21 protein-coding genes are annotated in these 24,480 nt (G+C 50.5%); 4 read left to right on the forward strand and 17 right to left on the reverse strand.

What is annotated here, in order from left to right:
• Positions 1 to 30 precede the first annotated feature (30 nt).
• The 10 genes from ABID13_RS01315 to nox form a co-directional block, all read right to left on the reverse strand.
• Positions 31 to 1,254, reverse strand: a complete 1,224-nt coding sequence (locus tag ABID13_RS01315) for an FtsW/RodA/SpoVE family cell cycle protein (protein WP_007863644.1) — start codon at positions 1,252 to 1,254, stop codon at positions 31 to 33.
• A 13-nt stretch (positions 1,255 to 1,267) separates the two neighbouring features.
• Positions 1,268 to 2,626, reverse strand: coding sequence for a UDP-N-acetylmuramoyl-L-alanine--D-glutamate ligase (gene murD, locus ABID13_RS01320; protein WP_007863643.1), 1,359 nt, complete (start codon positions 2,624 to 2,626; stop codon positions 1,268 to 1,270).
• Between the two features lie 33 nt (positions 2,627 to 2,659).
• Entirely contained in the window at positions 2,660 to 3,628 is a 969-nt protein-coding gene (mraY, locus tag ABID13_RS01325; protein WP_007863642.1) for a phospho-N-acetylmuramoyl-pentapeptide-transferase, read from the reverse strand.
• A gap of 70 nt (positions 3,629 to 3,698) precedes the next feature.
• Positions 3,699 to 5,489, reverse strand: coding sequence for a peptidoglycan D,D-transpeptidase FtsI family protein (locus ABID13_RS01330; RefSeq protein WP_045093376.1), 1,791 nt, complete (start codon positions 5,487 to 5,489; stop codon positions 3,699 to 3,701).
• Between the two features lie 104 nt (positions 5,490 to 5,593).
• On the reverse strand, positions 5,594 to 7,915 hold the full coding sequence (locus ABID13_RS01335) for a peptidoglycan D,D-transpeptidase FtsI family protein (RefSeq protein ID WP_048930600.1): 2,322 nt from the start codon (positions 7,913 to 7,915) through the stop codon (positions 5,594 to 5,596).
• Entirely contained in the window at positions 7,893 to 8,423 is a 531-nt protein-coding gene (locus ABID13_RS01340; RefSeq protein ID WP_007863639.1) for a septum formation initiator family protein, read from the reverse strand. The genes ABID13_RS01335 and ABID13_RS01340 overlap by 23 nt, the downstream gene beginning before the upstream one ends.
• Positions 8,424 to 8,500: 77 nt before the next feature.
• Positions 8,501 to 9,442 (reverse strand): 16S rRNA (cytosine(1402)-N(4))-methyltransferase RsmH, encoded by a 942-nt coding sequence (rsmH, locus tag ABID13_RS01345; protein WP_048930599.1) that lies wholly within the window; start codon positions 9,440 to 9,442, stop codon positions 8,501 to 8,503.
• A complete protein-coding gene (gene mraZ / locus ABID13_RS01350) occupies positions 9,442 to 9,867 on the reverse strand; it encodes a division/cell wall cluster transcriptional repressor MraZ (RefSeq protein ID WP_007863637.1) in 426 nt (141 codons plus the stop codon). Before mraZ ends, rsmH begins: the two co-directional genes overlap by 1 nt.
• 274 nt (positions 9,868 to 10,141) lie before the next feature.
• Positions 10,142 to 11,038, reverse strand: a complete 897-nt coding sequence (gene lgt / locus ABID13_RS01355) for a prolipoprotein diacylglyceryl transferase (RefSeq protein ID WP_007863636.1) — start codon at positions 11,036 to 11,038, stop codon at positions 10,142 to 10,144.
• Between the two features lie 127 nt (positions 11,039 to 11,165).
• Positions 11,166 to 12,503: a H2O-forming NADH oxidase gene (nox, locus tag ABID13_RS01360; protein ID WP_007863635.1), complete on the reverse strand. Its 1,338-nt coding sequence runs from the start codon at positions 12,501 to 12,503 to the stop codon at positions 11,166 to 11,168.
• A 295-nt stretch (positions 12,504 to 12,798) separates the two neighbouring features.
• Here nox and ychF point away from each other — a divergent pair, with 295 nt between their 5' ends.
• The 4 genes from ychF (at position 12,799) to ABID13_RS01380 (ending at position 16,688) form a co-directional block, all read left to right on the forward strand.
• A complete protein-coding gene (gene ychF, locus ABID13_RS01365; protein WP_007863634.1) occupies positions 12,799 to 13,896 on the forward strand; it encodes a redox-regulated ATPase YchF in 1,098 nt (365 codons plus the stop codon).
• Between the two features lie 306 nt (positions 13,897 to 14,202).
• Positions 14,203 to 14,901, forward strand: a complete 699-nt coding sequence (locus ABID13_RS01370) for a cyclase family protein (protein WP_048930598.1) — start codon at positions 14,203 to 14,205, stop codon at positions 14,899 to 14,901.
• 16 nt (positions 14,902 to 14,917) lie between these two features.
• A complete protein-coding gene (locus tag ABID13_RS01375; RefSeq protein ID WP_007863630.1) occupies positions 14,918 to 15,850 on the forward strand; it encodes an acetamidase/formamidase family protein in 933 nt (310 codons plus the stop codon).
• Positions 15,851 to 15,914: 64 nt separating this feature from the next.
• The gene (locus ABID13_RS01380) at positions 15,915 to 16,688 is read left to right on the forward strand and encodes an FCD domain-containing protein (RefSeq protein ID WP_048930597.1); all 774 of its coding nucleotides are present in this window, start codon (positions 15,915 to 15,917) and stop codon (positions 16,686 to 16,688) included.
• Between the two features lie 20 nt (positions 16,689 to 16,708).
• Here ABID13_RS01380 and ABID13_RS01385 read toward each other — a convergent pair whose 3' ends face one another.
• The 7 genes from ABID13_RS01385 to ABID13_RS01415 all read right to left on the reverse strand — a co-directional run bounded on the left by ABID13_RS01385 (position 16,709) and on the right by ABID13_RS01415 (position 24,478).
• Complete coding sequence (locus ABID13_RS01385) at positions 16,709 to 17,098, reverse strand: RidA family protein (RefSeq protein ID WP_007863620.1); 390 nt, start codon at positions 17,096 to 17,098, stop codon at positions 16,709 to 16,711.
• Positions 17,099 to 17,127: 29 nt separating this feature from the next.
• Complete coding sequence (locus ABID13_RS01390) at positions 17,128 to 18,387, reverse strand: Zn-dependent hydrolase (RefSeq protein ID WP_007863619.1); 1,260 nt, start codon at positions 18,385 to 18,387, stop codon at positions 17,128 to 17,130.
• Between the two features lie 15 nt (positions 18,388 to 18,402).
• A complete protein-coding gene (gene allB, locus ABID13_RS01395) occupies positions 18,403 to 19,758 on the reverse strand; it encodes an allantoinase AllB (protein ID WP_048930686.1) in 1,356 nt (451 codons plus the stop codon).
• Between the two features lie 5 nt (positions 19,759 to 19,763).
• Positions 19,764 to 20,756 carry an NAD-dependent epimerase/dehydratase family protein gene (locus ABID13_RS01400; RefSeq protein ID WP_007863614.1) on the reverse strand — a complete coding sequence of 331 codons (993 nt, stop codon included), beginning with the start codon at positions 20,754 to 20,756 and terminating at the stop codon, positions 19,764 to 19,766.
• Between the two features lie 81 nt (positions 20,757 to 20,837).
• Positions 20,838 to 21,926 (reverse strand): sugar ABC transporter substrate-binding protein, encoded by a 1,089-nt coding sequence (locus ABID13_RS01405; RefSeq protein ID WP_048930596.1) that lies wholly within the window; start codon positions 21,924 to 21,926, stop codon positions 20,838 to 20,840.
• A gap of 49 nt (positions 21,927 to 21,975) precedes the next feature.
• The gene (locus ABID13_RS01410; RefSeq protein ID WP_048930595.1) at positions 21,976 to 22,929 is read right to left on the reverse strand and encodes an ABC transporter permease; all 954 of its coding nucleotides are present in this window, start codon (positions 22,927 to 22,929) and stop codon (positions 21,976 to 21,978) included.
• Positions 22,930 to 22,981: 52 nt separating this feature from the next.
• Positions 22,982 to 24,478 carry a sugar ABC transporter ATP-binding protein gene (locus ABID13_RS01415; protein ID WP_048930594.1) on the reverse strand — a complete coding sequence of 499 codons (1,497 nt, stop codon included), beginning with the start codon at positions 24,476 to 24,478 and terminating at the stop codon, positions 22,982 to 22,984.
• Positions 24,479 to 24,480: the final 2 nt, after the last annotated feature.

A 24,480-nucleotide genomic window follows, 5' to 3' on the forward strand; every position in this document is an offset into this window, starting at 1 on the left:
GGACGTGCCCGCCTGTGCAGGCCCAATTTGTCATTTTTCTAATTTTATCTGATTGGACACGCTGAGTACGACCCCCATCTCCATAAGAAGGAACAGGACCGAGGTGCCCCCGTAACTGATAAAAGGCAGGGTGATTCCGGTGTTCGGTATGGTATTGGTTACAACCGCGATATTCAGGATGACCTGAATGGCAATGTGCCCCATGACGCCCACCACCAAAAGGGCGCCAAACAGATCCGGTGCATTATTGGCAATGAGCATAAACCTGTATATCATAAACAGGAATATCAGGATAATGGACACCGCGCCAAACAATCCCAGTTCTTCACAGATAATGGCAAATATCATATCGTTCTGGGACTCAGGAAGAAATCCCAGCTTCTGGATGCTCTCTCCCAGTCCCTGTCCCACCAGCCCGCCGGAACCAATGGCATAAAGGCCCTGAAGCACCTGGAACCCCTTGTCCGTAGGGTCGGACTCCGGGTTCAGCCACGCCTCGATTCTCCTGAACTGGTAGGGCTGAAGCAGTTTGATGGTCATAAGGAACTTTCCAATGGGCCCGGCAAATGCCAGCGTACCCAGTCCCAGGGCGCCGATGGTAAAAAAGGGCCACTTCACCTTGCAGGCCACGAACAGCATGACAAAGGCAATACCGCACACAATGATGCCGGAACTTAAGTTGTTCATGGCAACCAGGCCCGCGATGGGCAGTGTCATGGCCACCACATATCCCATATTGCGCCACTTGTTGATCTTTATACCCATGGTGGTGATCATGGCGGCCAGCATAACGATCAGGGCAATTTTTACAAACTCCGTGGGCTGAAAGCTCAAGGGACCGATTGCCAGCCACCGCCTTTTACCATTTACCTCCCGGCCCACAAAGCTGACCGCTATCATGAGTATGTACGACATGAGATAGGCCAGCACGGAAAACCTGGCAAATATATGGTAATCCATCTTGGATATGATGATCATGGCCACAAATCCCACGGCCGCGATCCCTGCCTGGCGCTCCATGAAATAAGCGCCGTTGCCTTTGTAATTCAGCTGGGCCGAATAGGAACTGGCACTATAAATCATGACAAGTCCGAAAGCTGTCAGGAAAATGATGCAGAACAGAAGGCTGTAGTCGTAAAAATGTTTGACCTTCTTTTTTTTCTTTGGCATCTGCTGTTCTCTTATGTCCTGGTTCATAGCCGGCCGTTTAGCCTGGCCCGAGGGCCGGGCGGCCGTCTGCACCTTTCCCGCCATAAGCATTTACCTCCTACAGCGCCATGACGCACTCCTTAAAGACACGCCCGCGCTCTTCATAATTCTTAAACATTCCCCAGCTCGCACAGGCGGGACTGAGCAGCACATAATCCCCGGTATCCGCATAAACCGCGCACACCTGGACTGCTTCCTGCATATCTTCCGCATACATGATTTCCGTAAATTTGTGCTTCTTGGCACATTCGGCAATCTTATCCCTGGTCTGTCCGATCAGGACAATGTATTTGACCTTGCCCTCAAACTCAGATACCCAGTCATCATAATCGCTGTTCTTATCATATCCGCCTGCAATGAGGATGGTAGGTCCCGGCATGGCGCGCAGGGCCTGGATGGCCGCATCGGGATTTGTGCCCTTGGAATCATTGTAATACCTGACTCCGGTGCGCTCCCGCACAAATTCAATGCGGTGTTCCACGGGAAGGAATCCCTCCACCACCCTGGCAATATCAGCCATGGAAACTCCCATCTCCAGGCCAATGGCAGCTGCCGCCATTACATTCTCATAATTATGCCGCCCAAGAAGCTTCATGTCATGGACATTGACCAGCACTGTCTCACGGCCCTTCTGGCAGTGGACAATATTATCTCCGTTCATACAGAATCCGTCCGCCAGCTTCTCACGGCTGGAGAACCAGATGACCCTGGGCTTAAGCTCCGGATCCTGGCCAAATCCCCTCAGGACCGGGTCGTCATAATTCAGCACCACAGCGTCCTGTTCCGTCTGGTTCAGGGTGATGCACTCTTTGATACGTATATAATTCTCCATGGTCCCATGGCGGTTCAAATGATCCGGGGTAATATTCAGGATTGCGCTTACATCCGGGTGGAAATCCATGATGGTCTCCAGCTGGAAGCTGGAAACTTCCGCAACGGTCACGGATTCTTCCGTCATGTCCAACACCCTGGCAGTGTACGGGTCGCCGATATTCCCCACCACAAAGGTCTCTTCATACCGCGCCTTTAATATCTCTCCTGTGAGCGCTGTGGTGGTGGTCTTTCCATTGGTTCCTGTTATGGCAGCCAGCTTGCCCATCGCACACTGGTAAGCCAGCTCGATCTCGCCCAGAATGGGGATCTTGGCATCATCCACAACAGCCACAAAGGGACTGTCCAGAGGAATGCCCGGGCTGATGATACACAGTTCAACTCCCAAAAGATCGGAGCGCTTGATCTCTCCCAGCACAACATTGACCTTTGCTTCTTTATCAAGCTTTGCCTTGATGTCTTCTTCCTTTAAGGCAGTGTTACCGTCATAAAGCACCACCTCACCGCCACGCTCCAGTATAAGGCGCGCTGCTGAGATTCCGCTTAATCCAGTTCCTGCAACTAACACTTTCTGACTCTGATTCATTTGTCAATTAACCTCCTCACCGTACGCATGCGACTATAATCCAAGATAAGCAACCATACACAATATTGCGGTTACAATGGCAAATACCGCCACTACCCGGGTCTCTGACCATCCGCACAGTTCAAAGTGGTGATGGATGGGAGCCATTTTAAAAATGCGTTTTCCGCCTGTACGCTTAAAATACGTAACCTGCATAATGACGGACAGCACTTCCACCAGGTAGATCAGGCCAATGATCGGGATAAACAGGGGCATGCGCATCATATAGGCGGAAGCAGCCACAAAACCGCCCAGGGCCAGGGAACCGGTATCTCCCATAAACACCTTTGCCGGATACACATTAAAGAGCAGAAAGCCCAGAAGGCTTCCCACCACCGCTCCTGTCATGGGACTGATTCCCATATCCTCGCCTATGGCCACAATGGTCAGAAACGTGGCAACCAGAATGGTGACACTGGTACAAAGTCCGTCCAGTCCATCTGTAAAATTCACCCCGTTGTCCGTGCCCAGCATGATAAAGAACAGGGCCGGGATAAAAAAGATTCCCAGTGAAAGGAACTTTCCGCCGTCAAACCCGCCGGTAAATGGGATGAGCATATTGGTCCCCACTTCCCCGCTGTTTAACAGATACCAGGCAAAAATACCTGTGATAATAAATTGTCCAACTAACTTCTGCATCGGCTTCAGGCCTTCCGAGCGCTTCATCACGATCTTGATATAGTCGTCCAGGAATCCGATAATGCCGAACCCTACCGTCACAAAAAGGATGGGAATGATCTTGGGATAGCTGGGAATATAAAAGATGGATGTAATGATAATACTGCAAAGTATAATCAGCCCGCCCATGGTGGGCGTTCCCTGCTTTTTCAAATGGGCCTGCGGTCCGTCCTCCCTTACCTGCTGGCCAAATTTAAGCTTGTGCAGAAAAGGGATGATAATGGGGCAAAGCAGTGCGCTGATGGCAAATGCAATAATGATAGCTAGTATGGTTTCATGAATCATAAGGGCACCTCAATCTCATATGTATGTCTTATTTGGTAATTAGTATACGTCTTTTTCCGGGAATAATCAACTATGGATTGGAAACGTGCACAGCAGTTTCTTCCTCCGTTGCCTGAATTCCCAGATAAGGAAGTATATTCTTAAACAGATCTCCAACCACCGGAGCGGCAATGGTTCCGCCGTAATAAATCCCCTCCGGTTCATCGATTGTAATAAGCGCCATGACCTGCGGATCGTCCGCCGGAGCAAAGCCGATAAAAGATGAAATATATTTTTTCAGGCTTCTGGGAAGCTTCTCTGACGTGGCCGTCTTGCCGCCGATCTTGTAGCCTTCCAGCTTTGCCTTTTTGCCGCTTCCCTCCGACACTACCTGTTCCAGCACGTAGCGCATGGTGGCGCTGGTCTCCTCAGAAAGGATGCGTCCCTTGGAGGGATATTTGAAGGCGCGGACCGAAGTCTGGTCCGTGCTCACTGCCGCTACCCCGAAATGGGGCGTTACACGGTTTCCTCCATTGACAATGGAGGCAGCTGTTGTGATCAGCTGGATGGGCGTGATCTGGAACGACTGGCCGAAAGACACTGTGGCCAGTTCCACAAGTCCCATATTTTCCTTTTTGTGCATAATGGTGGCAGCTTCTCCGGGCAGGTCGATCCCTGTCTTTCCCTTAAGGCCGAACTGGGTAAAATATTTATAATACCCATCCACGCCCAGCCTCTGCCCCACATCGATAAACACCGGATTGCAGGAGTTCATGGCACCCTGTAAAAATGTCTCGGAGCCGTGTCCGCCCACCTTGTGGCAGCGTATTTTCCGGTCCTCCACGATCCTAAATCCCGGGCAGGAAAACTGGTCTGTCAGCTTCACCGCACCGGACTCCAATCCGGCTGCCGCCGTAATGATCTTAAAGGTGGAACCCGGTTCATAGGTATCGTTGATACAGGTATTCCTCCACATCTGGTTCAGCTGCTCCTGCTTTTTGGACGCGGGCAGGGAGGCGTTCTGGGCAGCGATCTCCTGAAGGCTCTGGCTGCGCAGATTCTGGTCCAGGGTAAAGGGATCGTTGAGATTGAACTCCGGCACATTGACCATGGCCAGCAGCTCCCCGTTCTGGGGATTCATGACTATGATGGAGACCTTTTTGGCATTCTTTTTTTCCAGAACCTGATAGGCCAGCTGCTCCGCATATTTCTGGATATTCACATCCAGGCTGATGTGCAGGTCATTTCCCGGTATGGGTTCGATCCGGTCCTCGGCGGCATTTTCAATCTCCACCCCTTTGGCATCCGACATGGTAAGTATTTTCCCATTCATGCCTTTTAAGTACTTTTCGTATTTTACCTCCAGCCCTATGATTCCCTGGTTGTCGCCTCCTGTAAATCCAAGCACCTTGGACGCCAGGCTGTCATAGGGATAATAACGCTTGTAATCTTCGTCCACTTTTACCCCGTCCAGCCGGTATGAGCGGATCTTATCCCCCAGTTCCTTATCCACATTGGTCTTTATGATCTCCCTGGAGCTGCGCTTCTCAACCCGTTTTCGGACCGGCTCCTCATCCAGCCCCAGTTCACTGCAGAGCACTTGTATTACGCGCTCCCGGTCCGTCACCTGGTTGTAGATAACGGAAATGGTGCACACGGTCCTGTTATCTGCTATGACCACGCCGTTGGCATCGATGATCCGGCCTCTGGCTGCCTTGATGGTACGTTCCCTCTGGTGCAGGTCCTCCGCCATTGCGCTGTAGTGTTCGGAACAGAACAGCATAAGATAAGCAAGCCGCCCCGAGAGGCTCACCATGACAATGGCAATGAGCAGTGCAAGGACGGCTATATTCTTTCTGTGCTTTGTAAGGTTTGAATTCATGAGCGTCTCCGGCGTCCATCATTGTTAATAATATATTGGGGCCGGTCTCATTTTATGAATCTTTATCCGGAAAGGAGTATCCGGTACTGCTCCAGGTACGGCCGTCAGGGATTACTCCCCGCGGTCTGGGGATCGGCCGTCTCCTCCTTGTAGGGATCGGCCTCAGTTGTGGGTCCGGTATCGGTCCCAGGCCCCTCAGGGGCTGACGGATCCCGGGGAACTGAATCCGGCACCCCGCTTCCCCCGCCATCATCCGGAACCACTTCATCCGTATCATACTGCTGCTGCGTCTCGGCCGGGGTCTCCTCCTGGCCTTCACCCTCCTCCAGGCTTGTCTCCACCTCATTGATCCCCTCGGAGGAAGGAAGGCTTTCCTGTATGGCCTCATCTTCCGGCAGATCCTTGGTGGGAAATATATTCATATAAGGAAGGGTCTCCGTCATGATCTTTGAAAATACCGCGCTTGCGTAGGAGCTGTGGGCCTGCTGCTCACCCGGCGGATAGTTTGGGGTATCGATCACTACATAGACAAACACCTGGGGATCCTCTATGGGCGCAAAGCCCGCAAAGCTGACCAGATAGTTTTTGGCTGAACGGGGCTGTTTTTCCGCTGTTCCGGTCTTGCCTCCCACATCATATCCAATGACCTGGGCTGCCTTTCCGGTACCGGTCTCAACCGTCTGGAACATGGCCTCCTTCAGGAAATCAGCTGTGGACTGGGATACGGTTTCCCGCACCAGTACAGGTTCCTTTTTCTCCACCACGGAGCCCTGTTCATTGAGGATCTGCTTTACCACATGGGGTTCATAATAAGATCCGCCGTTGAGCACGGAGCAGAATGCCGCAGCCATCTGGACCATGGTGCAGTTGTAGTTCTGGCCAAAGGCATTGGTTGCCAGATCCGTGGGCCGCATGTTGTCCGCATTGTATACAAGGCTGCTGGTATCCGCCTCACCCGGCAGGTCGATCCCTGTCTTGTCACCAAATCCAAAGATGGACTGGTACTTGGTAAAGCGGTCCCGGCCTATAATGGCGCCCATACGCATCATGGCCACGTTGCAGGACTGCATCAGCGATTCCTGTACGTTCAGCCACCCGTGGCCGCCCCTGCGCCACGCCGTACACTTGATATCATGATCTCCCACATGGAGGATACCGGCACACTCAAAGCTGTCACTGGGTTTTATAAGTCCCTCCTCCATGCCGGCCGCCACTGTAAAGATCTTGGAAGGGGAACCCGGCTCATATGTGTCACTGACACAGAAATTCCTCCAGATCTGGTTCCAGGCCACCTGCTGCCCGTAGGAGATCACATCCTCCCGGCTGAAATGATCCAGCACCTGGTCCTCTGTAATAGTCTTCCCTTCGTTTTCCCTTCTGTATACAGCGGCTGCTTCTTTTTTTCCAAGAACAAACAGATCCTCCTGGGTAAATCCGCTTACATCCCTGGGATTGTTCAGGTCAAAAACATTGCTTGTGCCCATGGCCAGGATCTCACCGTTGTTGGGATTCATGACAATGGCTGCCGTAACCTTGCTGCCCGTGGTGGTCTGCCATTCATTGATGTATTTCTGTACAATATTCTGGATATTCACATCAATGGTGGAAACAATGGTCTTGCCGCCCTCTGCCGGCTTCACCACGCCCTCCAGGTTGGAGTTCTCGTCCAGGTATCCGTACTCCCGTCCGTTCACCCCAATAAGGCTGCTGTTATAGTACTGCTCAATCCCTCCTGTTCCCACGCTGCCGTCACTGCTGGTAAATCCGATCACATTGCAGGCCAGGGAATTATAGGGATAGATCCTTTTATATTCATCTTCAAACCAGATCCCCTTGACCCGCTTTTTTCCCTCCACCTCGTCCTTGTTCTCATAATAAGCTTTGTTCATATCCTTTGCCAGCTGCTCAAAGGCAGTCTTCTGGTCATAGGTGAGCTGGCGCCCCTTATTATATCTGAGATAGGCGCTGTCCGCCCTCTCCTCAATCAGGCCCCGCACCTCCCCGCCGTCAAAGCCAAAGCTGGTCACCAGCGCCTCTATGGTGGGTTCCAGATAACGCTCCGGTTTGGACATGATCTGTTTGGGGTCGATGATCAGGTTGTATACCTTTTCGCTGGTAGCCAGGTAGGTGCCGTTCCTGTCCACGATATCCCCTCTTCGGTAGGGAATGGTACGGCTTTCATACTCCTGCTGGCGCTGGGTCAGTACGATCTTGTTGTACTGTTCATTGTTGTCCCTGATGATTCTGTAAAGGACCATTATTAATGCAAATAAAGCCAGCGTAATCACCAATACGGTGATTGCCAGCTTTTCCTGCAAATACTTTGGATAAAAGTATTTTCCTTTTGTATTGTGCTGCTCCCGGCCGTTCCCTTTTCCATTACCACCGGGGCGGCCGCCTCCATTAGTGTTCCGGGATGTCTTCATACTGTCTTACATACTCGCTTTCTGTCTTGTCATACAATAACACCTGGTCCTTCTTGGCATAGACCATCCCCAGCTCCTTAGTGGCGATCTCATAGATCTTGTTTAAGTCAATGCTGGTATTGATGCTGGTCTCCAGGGCATCGTTTTCCGCCTTAAGCTGTTCTAACTGTGCCTCCATCTTCTCGATGTTATGCATTCTTGCTGTAATGGATGACTGCACATGGAGGTAGTTGATGCAGAGGTATAAGGTAAACACTGACGCAATGGTAAGCATGATTACATACGGAAGATCCATATACAATGCGCGTTCCTGATTGCGGCGGATCCGGTGATTGTGCCGGACGGACTGGCTGCCTGCCGGTTTCCCCGGCCTGCGCTCCGGCCGTGGAGCGGCCTGCGGCTTAAGCTGTGGTGCCGCGGTGCCGTACATATAGGGATCTGTATGTGCAGCCCTGCGGTTTGTCTGTCTGTTGGTGCGTCCTGATGACGCCTGCGTTCTTGCAGCCATAACCTTATCCTCCCTTCTGTCTTGATATGGTCATCCTTTGTACGAAAATCCTTTGTGCGGCGTTACATCATCTGTATTTATCCCCGTTCAAACACGCGCAGCTTGGCGCTCTTTGAACGGCTGTTTTCTTCCAGTTCTTTCTCTGAGGGCAATACGGGTTTCCTTGATATCACCTTTCCTTTGCTCTTCCTGCCGCACACGCAGACAGGAAACTCATGGGGGCAGATACAGGGGTTCTCATTGGTCCTGAACCGGTTCTTTACGATCCGGTCTTCCAGTGAATGGAACGTAATGATACTCAGGCGGCCTCCCGGGTTTAAAAGGCCGATCATAGTGTCAATGGAGTGCTCCAGAACATCCAGTTCATGATTGCACTCGATCCGTATGGCCTGGAAGGTACGCTTGGCCGGGTGTCCGCCCGTGGCCCGTACTCTGGCCGGGATCGCGTTCTTTATGATCTCCGCCAACTGTCCCGTGGTCTCAATGGGATGCTCCTCCCGCTCTCTTACAATATGCTTTGCTATATTCTTCGCAAAATTATCCTCACCATAGTCCCGGATGATCCTGTACAGTTCCATTTCTCCGTAAGTATTGACAATGTCAGTCGCCGTGGTGGTATTCCTCTGATCCATCCTCATGTCCAGAGGCGCATCCTCCCTGTAGGTAAATCCCCTGGAAGCCTTGTCCAGCTGATAGGAGGAAACTCCCAGATCCAGGTAGATACCGTCCACTTTGCTGAGTTCCAGATCCTCCAGCACTGTTTTGATATTCTCATAATTGCTTCTTACTATGGTTACTTTATCCTTAAAGTGTTCCAGCCGCTTTCCCGCGGCCGCTATGGCGTCCGCATCCTGGTCAATGCCAATGAGACGTCCGCTTCCCAGGCGTTTGCACACCTCGTAGGCATGTCCTCCCCCGCCCAGCGTTCCATCCACATAAATGCCTCCGGGCTTGATATTCAGGCTTCCCACTGTCTCATATAAAAGTACGGACTTGTGTACAAATGCTTGTTCCTCCATTAAATTCCCAAACCTTCCATATGTTCTGCAATCTCTTCCATATCATCAAAGGTGTTAGCCTCCAGCCACTTATCCTTGCTCCAGATTTCAATACGGCTTCCCACACCTACCAGTACTGCGTCCTTCTCAATTCCGGCAAATTCCCTTAAAACCGCCGGAAGAAGAATTCTTCCCTGTTTGTCCACTTCACAGGTGGTAGCTCCTGCCAGAAGGAAACGTGAAAACTTACGTCCGGCAGTGTTGGTAAGAGGCAGTGTGCGAAGTTTTTCTTCAAGAGCGGCCCATTCAGAATTCTCATACACAAAAAGGCAGTTATCAAGGCCCTTCGTTACAACGAATTCGTCACCTAACTGCTCTCTGAACTTGGAAGGTACGATCAGACGTCCCTTCGCATCAACTGTATGATTGTACTCACCCATGAACATAACTTATCACCTGCCGTACGTCAGTGCGGTACTGTGGACAGCTGCGGGGGATCCGAAACCCCCACTTCATCCACAAAACAACCATCCTCTACCACTTTGCACCACTTTCTACCACTTGTATGTCCATCATAGTACAGAAATTGGGAAATGGCAAGAAGTTTTTACGAATTTCTTATAAAATTAAGGCAAAAAAATAAAGCAGTTGCGTGGTTTTTCGCAACTGCCTCTACATATGGGATGACCCCTTTTTTCAGCACTAAATATAGATTTTATGTTAATCAGAAGGGAAATCTCCCCCCACTTTCTCCCCCTTTTTCAGGCCGTGGTGCTTATAAACAATGATGCCCGCAGATATCAGGACCAACGCGGCTGAGAGGAGCTGTGAAACCGCAAGCCCCGAGCCGGGAAGCTTCAACTGGTCTGTCCTAAGGCCCTCGATCCATACACGTCCCAGACCGTATCCCAGGAAATACACCCACAGCATTTCCCCTTCAAATTTCTTGTGTTTTCTGTACCAGAGCATGAATCCAAGGACACACAGGTTCCACACGGATTCATACAGGAATGTGGGGTGCACCTGGATATAAGCGATTCCATTTTCCACGATCTCATTGTCTATCAGCTGCTGGGAGATCATGGATGGATTCACCAGGCTTTTTTTAATGCGCATGGCAAACAGGTTATTGGTAAAGCCGCCAAATGCCTCACAGTTGAAGAAATTCCCCCACCTTCCAATGATCTGGCCAGTGATCAGCCCCAGCACGCCGCTGTCTGCCATGGAAAAAAACGACATCTTCCTCATCCTGGTAAACACAGTGAGGGTGATGACCGCGCCAATGACACCGCCATATATGGCCAGGCCGCCCCCACGCAGGTTAAAAATCTGAAGCAGGTTATCCTTATAGTTGTCCCAGTCAAAAATAACATAATAGGCCCTGGCCCCTATGATGGAAAATATAATACCGTACAGCGCAAAGTCCAGGTAAATGTCGGGATCCTGCCCTCTGCGCCTGGCATCGGAAAATGCCACGGCCATACCGGCCAGCATTCCCAATCCTATGATAATTCCGTAAAATGCGATCCGAAAGCCAAACACCGTGATGCTGTTTGGCAGGTTCTGTATGGTTATTCCCAGATTCACAAAACTCAAATCTGCTCCTGCTGCTTCCATAGATCAATCTCCTTCCTGTTTCATATACTTTCCCATTTTACCCCGAAGTAATATAAATTGCAAGGAGTGATTTATTCCGGCATTTGTGCCGGCATTGATGCCGACATTGATGCAGACGGGACAGAGATTACCGGGCGGCCAGGGCAGCCATTGTGATATAATTGTAGGGCTTGTTAAAATGCGGAAGGAAAAACAGGTCAAAGAGCTTCAGCTTATCAATGGTCACCTGTTCCTCTATAGCCATGGAAAACAGGTGTATGCCCATGGAGATATCGTAGTCCGAACACATCTGCGCTCCCAGGATGATCCTGGTTTCCTTATCATACACAATACGGATCTTCACCTTGTTGTTGCCATTTTCCATGAATTCCGCCTTCTGCCAGTCCTCATAATCTGAGGAAGCTGCCGCATACCCCATCTTCTGCGCCCTTTTCAGGCTGATACCTGTGCAGAGCATATGAAGCCCCCATATGCTGATCCCGTTGGACCCCTGTACTCCCACGGATTCAAGCGTTCTTCCGCAGGCATTGTGGGCGGCGATGATGCCGGAACGGACCGCATTGGTTGCCAGGGCAATGTAATCCGTGGCCTGGATGGCATTATTATAAACCGTGGCGCAATCGCCGATGGCATAGACTCCCGCAACGCTGGTCTCCTGCCTGCGGTCCACCAGGTATGCCCCATTCTTAAACAGTTTGAGCCTCCCCTGTCCCAGACCTGTATTGGGCTTAAAGCCAATGCCGAATACCACCATGTCAGCCTGATACCTTGCCTGATCCGTTACCACGGTCTGTACCCTTTTCCGGCCCTCCAGTTTGACTACGGTTTCCCCCAATGCCAGTTCCACTCCGTGGCTTTCCAGATTCTTCCCCATTATATAGGAAAATTCACTGTCATAATACCCGGCCAGGCATGTGTCCGCACAATCGATCAGCACCACTTCCCTGCCGTTTCTCACAAACGCTTCCGCCAGCTCCACCCCGATATATCCTGCCCCCACCACGGCGATCCTCCTGATGGACGGGTCCTTCAGCTTTTGGATCACATCCCGGGCATTCTGGTACAGCTTTACAAACTGGACATTTTCCAGGTCCATGCCCTGTAGTTCAGGACGGATGGGCAGGGAACCTGTTGCCAGTATCAGCTTGTCATAGGGCTGTTCATGGATTGTTCCATCCTTTTCCCGGCCATATACCATCTTTTTGTCATAGTCTATCCTGGATATCTCTGTTTCCATATGGACCACGGCGCCCTTTTCCTCAAATGCCTCCCTGCTCGAATAAAACAGTCCCTCCGGACCGGATATCTGCTTCCCGATCCAAAGCGCCATTCCGCATCCCAGAAAACTGATATTGGAATTACCGTCAAATGCGATCACCCTGTTTTCCGGGAACTGGTCCAGTATTGTATTAATGGCCGCCGTGCCGGCATGATTGGCGCCGATCACAACAATCGTCTCTCCCATGTTCATATCTTCCTTTCTATGGATCCATGCTTAATGTCTTTCCTTTCTATTCTCCCCATCCTGTAGATTTTTATATACCTTTTGCGGTTAAACATTTTCTGCTTTAATTTCCCCCTGTTTTATGATATGATAATAAGGCTGTAATAGAATCAGAACGTTCCTGACAGGCCAAAAGGATCTGGAAATGGCCTTTGGGCGCGATGAATGCTTGTACATGGACTTTAGCACCATACTGCAAAAGTTGGGGCGCCATGTCCCAGCACCATATATCACATATTAATAGGAAGGTAATCAAATGAAATTAGGTATTGTAGGACTCCCCAATGTAGGAAAGAGCACCCTGTTTAATTCCCTGACCAAAGCCGGTGCGGAATCAGCCAACTACCCATTCTGCACCATTGACCCCAATGTAGGCGTAGTGCCTGTTCCGGACGTAAGGCTGGACAAGCTGACTGAAATGTATAACTCTGAAAAAACCACCCCTGCCGTGATCGAGTTCGTGGACATTGCGGGACTTGTAAAAGGCGCATCCAAAGGCGAAGGACTGGGCAACCAGTTCCTCTCCAATATCCGTGAGGTGGATGCCATCGTACACGTGGTCCGCTGTTTTGACGACCCCAATGTCATCCATGTGGATGGAAGTGTTGATCCGCTGAGAGATATCGAGACCATTAACCTGGAACTTATCTTTTCTGATATAGAAATCCTGGAGCGCCGCATTGCAAAGCAGTCCAAGGGTTCTTTCAACAATAAGGATCTGGCCAAGGAAGTGGAGCTGTTAAAGGCTATGAAAGCCCATCTTGAAGAAGGCAGACTGGCCCGGGGCTATGACACAGAGGATGAGGATGAGCGTGAGTTTATCGGCACCTTAAACCTGCTCACTTGGAAGCCTGTTATATTCGCTGCCAATGTTGCGGAAAGCGACCTGGCAAATGACGGCGCTGACAACGCCTATGTACAGTCAGTCCGCAGCTTTGCCGCTGAAAACGGATGCGAAGTATTTGTCATCTGTGCTGAGATTGAACAGGAGATTGCGGAACTGGATGATGATGAGAAGAAGATGTTCTTAGATGACCTTGGCCTTACTGAATCCGGCCTGGAGAAGCTGATTGCCGCCAGCTACCGTATCCTGGGCCTTATGAGCTACCTGACCGCAGGTCCCCAGGAAAGCCGCGCGTGGACCATCAAGATCGGCACCAAAGCGCCCCAGGCAGCAGGCAAGATCCACAGCGACTTTGAGAGGGGCTTTATCCGCGCCGAGGTTGTGAACTATGATGACCTGATGAACTGCGGCAGCATGAACGCTGCCAAGGAAAAAGGCCTGGTCCGCTCCGAGGGCAAGGAATATGTGATGAGGGACGGGGATGTGGTCCTGTTCCGTTTTAATGTATAATTTATAAACGAATAAGATAAGCCGGTTCCCTGAAAAGGCGGTCCAGTCTCAGAGCGTGTTTCAAAGTGCTCTGTCCGGATCCTCTCTCCTCAGGAACCGGCTTTTGGTTTGGTACAGGTCTTGATCTTTTTTCCTGTTGATGTATAATATAAATATCACTCATCATAGATGAGCAGTGTTTTCATCTTATTTTCATGTGTGCTTTCGGAATCACCATTCAGGTTAATGAGATGTTTTTGCCAGCCGCAAAGATAGATGCCAGGAAGGCTCCGGAGTACACGAATCTAATCTAAAAGGAGGATTTTTATGCAGCGGATCATTGACCTCACCCTTGAAATCACCAACAAAATGCTGGTACAGGATGCCTTTCAGAGCAATATCTATGTTCCTATGGTATCCCACGAAGAGTCAAAATCATTTAACACAGGAACCCCCGAGGATCCCTTCACTTCCACCTGGAATTATCTGGGCATGGTTGAACATACCGGCACCCATGTGGATGCATTTTACCATATGAGTCCCAAGGGCCTTCCCATTGACCAGATGCCCCTTGACCTTTTCTTTGGCAAAGCCGTGTGTTTGGATATGCGCCATATACCTGCCAGGGGAAACATCACTGTTAGTGATGTGGAGAAAGCTGAAAAGGAGGCCGGGGTCATCATCCAGGGCCACATCGTCCTCTTTGCCACAGGAGTCCATGAACGGTATTTCCCATCAAAAGATGTCCTTTGTATGAATCCTGACATCGCTCCTGAGACAGTTGCGTGGCTGGCTTCCCGTGGTTCCAGGATGCACGGTGTGGAAGGACCGTCCACAGACATCATGGACACCCAGCTGTTCCCCAGCCACCGGGCCTGCAGAGATCTGGGATTGTCACACTATGAGTGGCTGGTAAACCTGGACCAGCTTATCGGCAAGGGTGAATTCTTGTTTTACGGGATTCCCTTAAAGCTCAGGAACGGAAGCGGCTCTCCTGTCAGGGCCTTTGCCGTGATTGAAGAATAAGAGGGGAGGGATCCATATGGCACACTATCAACTGTTACCTGCCAGGGACACCCTTCACGGAAGCCTGTCAAAAACAATTCCTCCGGTACTCACCATCGACCCTGGGGATACCGTGGATTTCACCACACTGGAGGCGGACTGGCGGATCTCACCTCCGGACTCCCCCTCCTCCTTAAGCGGGACCTTTATGGAGCGCTCCATGCCCCTTGACCAGGGACACGCCCTTTGCGGCCCCATCCACATCCGGGGCGCCCATCCCGGTATGACTCTTTCCGTTCGTGTTAACCAGATCCTGACCGGCACATGGGGATGGAGCCGTGTGGGAGGCGGGGACCCCGGCCATCTGGAGCATATTCATTTTAAGGGCGGAGAGTACTTCCTGACATGGGAGATTGACAGGAAGAAAGGCACCTGTACAAGCCATCTGGGACACAGCGTCCCTCTTTCCCCCTTCATGGGCGTCATGGCTGTTGCCCCTGACACGGATGACTATGTGAGGACTCACATCCCCGGTCTTTACGGAGCCAATATGGACTGCAAGGACATAACAGCCGGAAGTGTTCTTTACCTGCCGGTCTATGCAGAAGGCGCTCTGTTTTCCACAGGAGACGGCCATGCCAGGCAGGGTGATGGAGAATCCGGCTGTACCGCTATTGAATGCCCCATGGAATGCGTAAGCCTGACCTTTGACCTGATCGATGAACCTCTGGCCAGCCCTGTGTGCAACTCTCCCAAGGGCTGGATCACATTTGGTTTTCACAGTGATTTGACAGAAGCTGCTTATTATGCTTTAATGGAAATGTGCCGTCTGATGGAGCGCCTATATGGATTTAGCAGCAAGGAAGCGCTGGCCATGGCAAGTGTAGCGGTTGACATGCGCATCACACAGCTGGTCAACGGCGTGAGGGGGGCCCATGCTCTTCTGCCCCACGGTATCATAACCTTGTGAGACCCGCAGCATAACAGCACTCTGATTGAAACTGATATATACGATACATTAAGGAGGCTTTTTCATGCCCAATGAATCTTTGAACCTTTCCCTGGAAGAACTAAAGGAGCTTTTTCCCATCCAGTCCGATTTAATTGATTACCTGATTCTTACATTCCTTTTGCAGAAAAACGAACCTACCGGTTCCTGGACCTTTAAGGAAATGTTTGAGCAGGCAGGACTAACGGTGGGTACTGCGACCATAGGAAGAAACCTTAAGATGATGGATAGTCATGGTTACACCGTACAGGTGGCCAACAAGGGAAGGGTCCTTACAGACCTGGGACTGGAAAAAGCCTCCCATCTTCGCGCCCATGCCGCTGAACAGGAGTTCAGCAGGGACCTGATGGCCCTTACCAAGAGCACTGATATGAAGACCCTGGCAGATATCCTGTATGCCCGGATCGCCATTGAATACGAGGCAGCCCGCCTGGCGGCCCTCAATGCCGGTCCCGGGGACCTGGAGGAACTGCAGTGGTCACTGAACCAGCACAAACGCTCCATTTCCCTTGGAAACAGTTCGGCCGGCACGGGACTGGATTTTCATTTGGTTCTGGCTAAAGCCTCCCAAAACCAGGCCATGTACACTGCTCTGAACCTCCTGATCTATCAGCAGCGCTGCATTGAATGGAATGCGCAGGCAGAGGGAATTCTGGAATATTCCACCACGTATGCCGCCATACATGAGGAGATCCTTAACGCTGTAAGGCAGCATGATCCCCAGCTTGCAGCACATTTGATAAAAAGCCATCTGCTTGACATTATCCATGAAATAGAAAAGAATACCGGAACAGTCTGAACCGGTACTCTTTTCTGCTCTCAGTCAGCCGCAACTGCAACTGCTTCTATCTCGATCACCATGCCATGATTAAACTTCCCGATCTGCATGGTACTCCTGGCAGGGGGATTATGGGGAAAATATTTTTTATAAGTCTCATTAAATATCTCAAAGTCATCTATGTTGGAGACAAATACAAGGGTCTTTATCACGTGATCCAGGTCTGAGCCGGCCTCCCGCAAAAGATTGTCCATGTTCTTTAAAATCTGCTCTGTCTGCTTCACAATATCTCCCGGCCCTACCAACTCCTGGGTAACAGGATCATTAGCCGTTACCCCCGCTGTAAAGATCAGATCGCCTGTTCTGAAAGCCTGTGAATACCAGCCGCCCGGCTTTGGGCATTTATCTGTAGAAATCTTAATTACATCCATATTCCCGTCTTCCTTTCATCTCATTGTTTTTATCCAAGCAAGTCCTCCTGGGCCAGACGTTCCACGGTTCTCAACAGAACTGCGGTGCCGTCAGCCATATCCTCCGGCGTGGTGTATTCATCCGGGCAATGGCTGACCCCTTCATTTGAGCTTCTCAGGAAGATCATTCCCATGGGATACAGACGTCCCATCTGCATTGCGTCATGGGCGGGATAGCTTACCATATATTTATGGGGTATCTCCTCCTTCCCGGTGCATTGCTCGATCAATTCCACAAGACGTTTATCGCAGTGAACAGGCTCTGTGTTGATCGTACTCCTGACTGAATAGGTAAGTCCCCTGTCCCTGCACTGCTTTTCCACAAATGCCATCAGGTCATCATATAGTTTCTGCCACAGGTCATCTTCTTTTTCCCTGAAATCCACAGGCACAATAGCCTGGTTTGCCACAATATTGTGTTCTGCGGGAAGGGCTTCTATATAACCAACTGTTCCCCGGGTGGTGGAGCCTGATTCCAGGGCCAGGCGCTCCACCTCACATGCAATTGCCGCTGCCGCCGCCATGGCATCATGCCTGTCCTCCATTGCCATACCCCCTGCGTGGGCGGACACACCGTGTAGCGTTATATAGAACTGTTTGATCCCGGCGATATCCGTCACAACAGCCATGGGCAGGTCCTCATGAAGGAGGTAACATCCCTGTTCAATATGAAGTTCTATAAATGCATAATAGTCCCCCGCTTTAATATAGCTTCCCGGGAAATTGTCCGGCTCCAGTCCCATGTCAAAATCCAGCATTGCCTGCCTCATAGTGATCCCTGTTGCCCTGTCCGTGGACGTGGCTGCATAATCTTCCGGAAGCATACCGCAGATCGCCTTGCTGCCAAAATGTCCTCCCAGGAACTGGCTGGCTTCCTCGTTGACAAATGCGATCATCTCAATGGGACGCCTTGGCTTGATCCCGTTCTCGGACAGGGTGGTAAGCACCTCAAGGGCTGCCATAACGCCTGCCAGTCCGTCAAATTTCCCTCCCATGGGTACTGTATCAAAATGTGAGCCTGTGAGAATGGGGGGAAGGTCCTCCTGCCCCTCCAGTTTTCCATAGATATTTCCCACTGTATCCATCCGCACGGTCAGTCCTGCTTCCCGCATCCACCCCATAAGGACTTCGCACGCTTCCCTGTAGGCAGGTGTCCATGCAAACCGGCTGATCCCTCCTCTGGGATCTGCTCCGATCCCTCCTACGTACTGAAGACGTTCCCATAAACGTTCCTTGTTGATCCCAAGCATTTCTATTACCCCTTTCTATGGTTTAATGAATATTCCACTGCCCGGAACAGCCCATATAGCGCCATCCCTGTAAACAGTCCTTCCCCTCACAAGGGTTTCCGTCACACGGCAGAGAACCTCCTTTCCCTCATAAGGAAAACTGGTGCATTTTGTCTTGGATAAGCTGTCTTTCCTGCTGTAATTCCACCGGCAGTCCATATCCACCAGGGCCAGATCCGCGTCTGCTCCCACCCTGACCGCTCCCTTGCGGGGGTACAAACCAAAACGTTTTGCCGCATTGGTCGCACACAGATCCGCCAGCCGGGAGGCTTTCATCCCCCGTTTTATGACTGCCTCGGATATCATAAGGGGATAGGCAATGTCAATGGAGGGCGCGCCTCCCATTACATTCCACCCATTTCCATCCTCCGGTTCCTTGTCCTCCTTTGTATAAGGCGCATGATCCGTGCCCAGGTAATCAATGGTCCCATCCAGAAGATACTCCCACATCTGTTCCATCCGTTTCCTGTCCCTCAAAGGCGGCTGGATCAGACCGTAGGTTCCTGCGCCAAAATTATCCTCATGATTCAGAAGAAAATAGTGGGCACAGCTTTCTGCCGATACATCCACCCCCTCCGCTTTTGCCTTCTTAATAAGTTCAGCTCCCTCCGGTATGGATAAATGGCAGATATGAAGAGGGCAGCCGGATGCTTTTGACAGGATTACCGCATTCTGTACCGCAATCATCTCCGCATACCAGGGCCTTGCCATGTCGTGAAGGCGAAGGTTCCATGGACCATCCTGAAACCGCTCCTTTAATTCACTTATAATATTCTCATCCTCGGCGTGGAACCCCAGTATCCGCCCATGCTTTTTCACCTCATCCATGGCGTCCTTTTGCTGCTGGTGGTCCAGCCACTTAAATTCCGGTCCTGCGTCCAGGGTAAATCCTTTAAAGGCAATGCACCCTAAGCCGCACAACTCCCCTATATGGCTGTTCCCTCCTGCGATAGCTCCACCCCACAGGGCAAAATCCACCACCGCATGCTGGGAAGCACGTTCATATTTGGTACGGAACGTGTCCTTATCTATAACAGGAGGGCTGCTGTTGGGCATTTCCATCACAAGAGTATAACCGCCTGAGGCAGCAGCCTTTGTGCCGCATTCCCAGTCCTCCCTGTACTCCGCCCCCGGATCAAAGAAATGGGTGTGGGTGTCAATTCCCCCCGGAAATATGTACCGCCCTCCTGCATCGATCCTCTCCTTCCCATCTGCTCCACAGCCATCCTGTAAAATGGCAGCTATCTTTCCATCCTTTATTGCCAATGATGCATTCAGACAGCCGTCCTCCAGCACCAGAGTCCCATTATCTATTATCTTGTCAAATCCCATGGCTTTCACTTAACCTTCCCAAACATCTGCGGGTATTCTTCCGCCCATGCAATATAATCCTTCATGGCTTTTTCCATGTCATACTGCGGCGTATAACCGGATTCACAGAGCCTTGAAACAGACATGGGGGCATTATCCCTGATACCGTGGTAAAACACATTAGATTCCTCCTCCCGTCCGGCCAGTCTCCACTTAAATCCCGGATAATAGGAACATAATGCCTGGCACCAGTCCGCAATGGACCATATACTGCCGGAACTCAAATTATACACATCCCATTCAGGGCTCCTCCCGGCCAGCCAAAAAAGCGCACCGGCAATATCCCTGCTGTACACCCAGCTGGTTCGATTGGGCCTTTTTAAAACCGCCTGGATTCCATCCATGGCATACTTAAGGGTGATGCACGGAGCACTCATTTTATCTCTGAACCTGGTAGGCCTCTCCCATGGTCCAAACACATCCCCCAGCCTTGCACAGGTTATATCCATATGATGAAGATACTGATACCGGAGAGCTAATTTTTCAGAAGTGAATTTAGAAATCTGATACAGGTTTTCAGGATTTAGATTCTCCATCTCCTCTGTCAGGATGTCTGCCTTATATGCCGTGGTTCCATACGCCGCTATGGAGCTTACATACAGGAAGCGCCTGATGCCTGCCGCAACAGAGGCATCCAGCATATTCAAAGTGCCTTTGCAGTTCACATCAAAGATATGCCGGGTGTCATTTTTCTCCCTGTCCTCCGTCACAGTGATCACAGCCATGTGGATAACCGTGTCGGCACCGCTTTCCCCCAGTGACAGCCGCAGTCTTTCCCCATCCAGTATATCGCCCTGAATAAAATGGTAATCACCGCCAAGCTGTCCAAAATACGCTTCCACACAGTCCGCCACGTTACAGCAGTCATAGTTGTAAACCTGAATACCTGCTTTTAAAAAGCATTCCATAACATTGATTCCAATAAAACCGGAACCGCCTGTAAGAAACAATCGTTCCATGGACTTTTCCTCATCTGATGGGGAGTACTGCAGGCTGAAGTTTATGGATTCCGTCCGCAGTGCTCCGCCCCGCAATCTACATTATTTTAAATTAAGGGTTCCAAGGGGATCCAGGATCTTGATCACCTCAGGGTCATGGATATTGTCTGCATCGATGAGCCAGTATGGACTTTCCGTCACATCCGGGAAATCATTTTTTCCGTCAATGGCCTCAATGGCCGCCTTTACGGAATTGTAGCCCAAACCATAGGGATTTTGGGAGATCAGCGCGTCCAGGCTTCCATCGTATATATTATTGATCAGCTCTTCTGAAGAGTCATATCCCACTGCCAGGATATCGGTGCGGCCCTCATCCTTTAACATTTTACTGGCACCGGCTGATGCACCTTCGTTACAGCAGAATACCGCAACCAGATCAGGGTGTTCTGATAACAGATCCTGCATAATATTAGCGGCCTTCTCCCTGTCGCCCTCCGTGTGATAGATGCCTACCAGCTCAAACTGGTCATGCTTTTTCAGCTCGTTTTCAAATCCTCTGTCCCTCTGCTGTATTACATCGGAACCAGCCTCTGATGACACAACGGCAACCTTTCCTCCCTCGGGCAGCTTCTCAGCAATATAGGCAGCTCCTGCAGCGGCGGCGGCCTCATGGTTCACCGATACAGTGGTGAGACATACGGAGGGATCCATCTCGTCATCAAATGTGATCACCGGTACATCCAGGGAAGCCATGGTGTCGTTAATGGCCTTTGCATCAATGGATGAGATGACAAGGGCGTCTATTCCTGACATCATCATGTCCTCCACAATGTTCTGCTGTGTGGCTGTGTCCGTGGAAGAGTTGGTGCCCTGGTAATTGATGGTATACCCATGCTCCGCCGCTGCATCTTCCGCCCCCTGGCGTACCATCTTGTAAAAGTCAAACAGCGTGGATTTTGGTATCACCCCGATCACCATTGTCTTTTCAGTATCAGCTGCCTGATCCCCTGCTTTTTCCTCTGTCTTTTCTTCTGTCTTTTCTTCAGCCTCTTTGTCTGTCTCAGATTCCCCGGCCTTTGCCTGCGTCTCTGCCTTTGTTTCCGGAGCGGCTGTAGTGCCGCTGCCTGCACATCCTGCCAGACTCCCCGCTACCATTACTGCCGCCAATGCTACTGCTAATCTTTTCTTCATATTCCTTCTCCTTTGCATCTATATTTTTGCTGCGTTGATACAGCAACTCCTACTTTTTCAAACGCTCCCGCACCACTTCCAGGAACACTGCCGATATGATAACCACGCCAATGGCCACCTGCTGCCAGAAATAATTCAGCCCGATCAGGTTCAGCCCATTGCTGAGCACGCCAATGATAAACGCTCCTACAATCGTCCCGGCTATGCTTCCCTTTCCTCCGGATAAGGTTGCCCCGCCTATAACCGAGGCGGCGATGGCATTGGTTTCGTACAGGTCCCCTGCCGTGGGAGCTGCCGAGGAAACCCTTGCCGCCAGAAGCATTCCCGCAAATGCCACCAGGGCGCCGCTGATCACATAATTCATCACTTTAATCTTATTTACCGGTATACCGGAAAGATAAGCCGCCTGTTCGTTGCTTCCAATTGCGTACACATAACGGCCAAACTTACTTTTCTTAAGCAAGATGGCCATGACCACCGCGATGACCGCCATGAATATAACCGCCCACGGCAGCCATCCCCATAATTTCCCCGAACCAATCCAGGTAAACTCTGATTTCAGGCCCGACATGGGAACACCGTCCATGATCACAAGGACAATGCCGCGGAAAATGCTGTTAGTCCCCAAAGTGGCTATAAAGGGGACGATCCCAAGCACTGTGATGACAAACGCGTTAAATGCGCCTAATGCCATACCCATGCCAAGGGCCAGGATCATGGCAATGGGGACCGGTATTCCGGCTTTCATGGCAGACGCCACCACAAGACCGGAAAAAGCCACCCCTGAGCCAACCGACAGGTCAATACAGCCGCTGGCAATGATGTATGTTTCTGCAATGGCAACAATGACCGCTACTGATGTCTGTGTGGCAATGTTAAGCAGGTTTCTCTGCGTCAGGAAGCTTTTTGTTGTGACTGAAAAAAATATACACAATATCAAAAGCCCCATCATTGTAAAAATTATCTGTGTATTTATGTTCTTCTTTTGACTTTTCTCACCCATATAGCCTACCTCAATCCTTTATTTTCATTTAATGAGCCATAGAATCAGCCATTTAATGAGCCATCGCATACTTCAGTATCCTGTCCTGCTCCAGTTCCTCCCTGCCCAGCTCTCCGGTCATTCTTCCCTCACACATAACCAGAACCCGGTCGCTCATTCCAATAACTTCAGGAAGTTCCGAGGATATCATAATGATTGTTACCCCTTGCAGAATCAGCTGGTACATAAGCTCGTAAATCTCATATTTGGCATTGACATCGATCCCTCTTGTGGGCTCGTCCAGGATCAGGATCTCCGACTCCCTGCAAAGCCATTTTGCCACAACCACCTTTTGCTGGTTTCCCCCTGACAATGTTTTTACCAGCTGGTCCATCCCTCTAGTCTTGATTCTCATTTTGCGGATATACTGTTCCACTGCCTCATCCACCAGGCCATCCTTGACAAAACCGCCCTTACAAAACTTATCAAGGCTGGCAATGGATATATTGCCGCGCAGGGTCTGCTCCAGCATAAGTCCGTCTTTTTTTCGGTCCTCTGTTATATATCCCACGCCCTCAGAGATCGCCTTATACGGTGATGTAATGTGTTTCACAGTTCCATTGATCCTGATTTCTCCTGAATCGATTTTGTCGGCCCCAAAGATTGCCCTGGCAAGCTCTGTCCGTCCAGCCCCCATCAGGCCCGCGATGCCAAGGATTTCCCCCTCGTATGCATCAAAGTTAATGTCGTACAGGGTATTTGCAATATTCAGGCCCTTTACCTCCAGTGTTTTCTTTCCTCTTTTGTAATCCGGCCTTGGAGGGAACTTCTGAGTCAGTTCACGTCCCACCATTTCCTGGATCAGGAGATCCTTAATGGAGCTGTCATATTCATGCTCCGATATCAGCTTTCCGTCCCGCAGCACCGTCACCCTGTCCACAATGGCATCCAGGTCGCTCATCCTGTGGGATATGTAAATAATGGCAACCCCCTCATGTTTCAATTTTCTTACAATATCAAACAGTATATCGATCTCTGAATCAGTCAGCGCTGCCGTGGGTTCATCCATGATAAGCAGTTCACAGTTGGAGGATAAGGCCTTTGCGATCTCAACCATCTGCTGTTCCGCCACGCTTAGGGTCCCCACCTTGCGAGTGGGGGAAATGGAAGAACAGTTCAGCCTTTCCAAAAGCTGGGCAGCCTCCTTATTTAACTTAGAGTCATTGATAAATCCTTTTAAGGACATCTGTGGTTCACGCCCTATGAAAATGTTTTCGGCAACCGTCAGGTCCGGAAGAAGATTAAACTCCTGATAAACAATACCAATTCCATACTCATGGATTTCCCTTGGATGGACGATCTTTAACGGCTTTCCCCTGTAAAGAATCGTGCCTTTGTCAGCCTCCAACACACCTGTGAGGATCTTCATTAGGGTTGATTTTCCTGCGCCGTTTTCACCTAACAGCGCATGGATCTCCCCTTTCCTTATTTTAAGATTGATATCCTCCAACACCTTAACTGTACTGAATGATTTAGAAATCCCCTGTGTTTCCAGTAAATACTCTCCCATTT

This window comes from Enterocloster citroniae (assembly GCF_040545455.1).
In the GTDB taxonomy this organism is placed as follows: domain Bacteria; phylum Bacillota; class Clostridia; order Lachnospirales; family Lachnospiraceae; genus Enterocloster; species Enterocloster citroniae.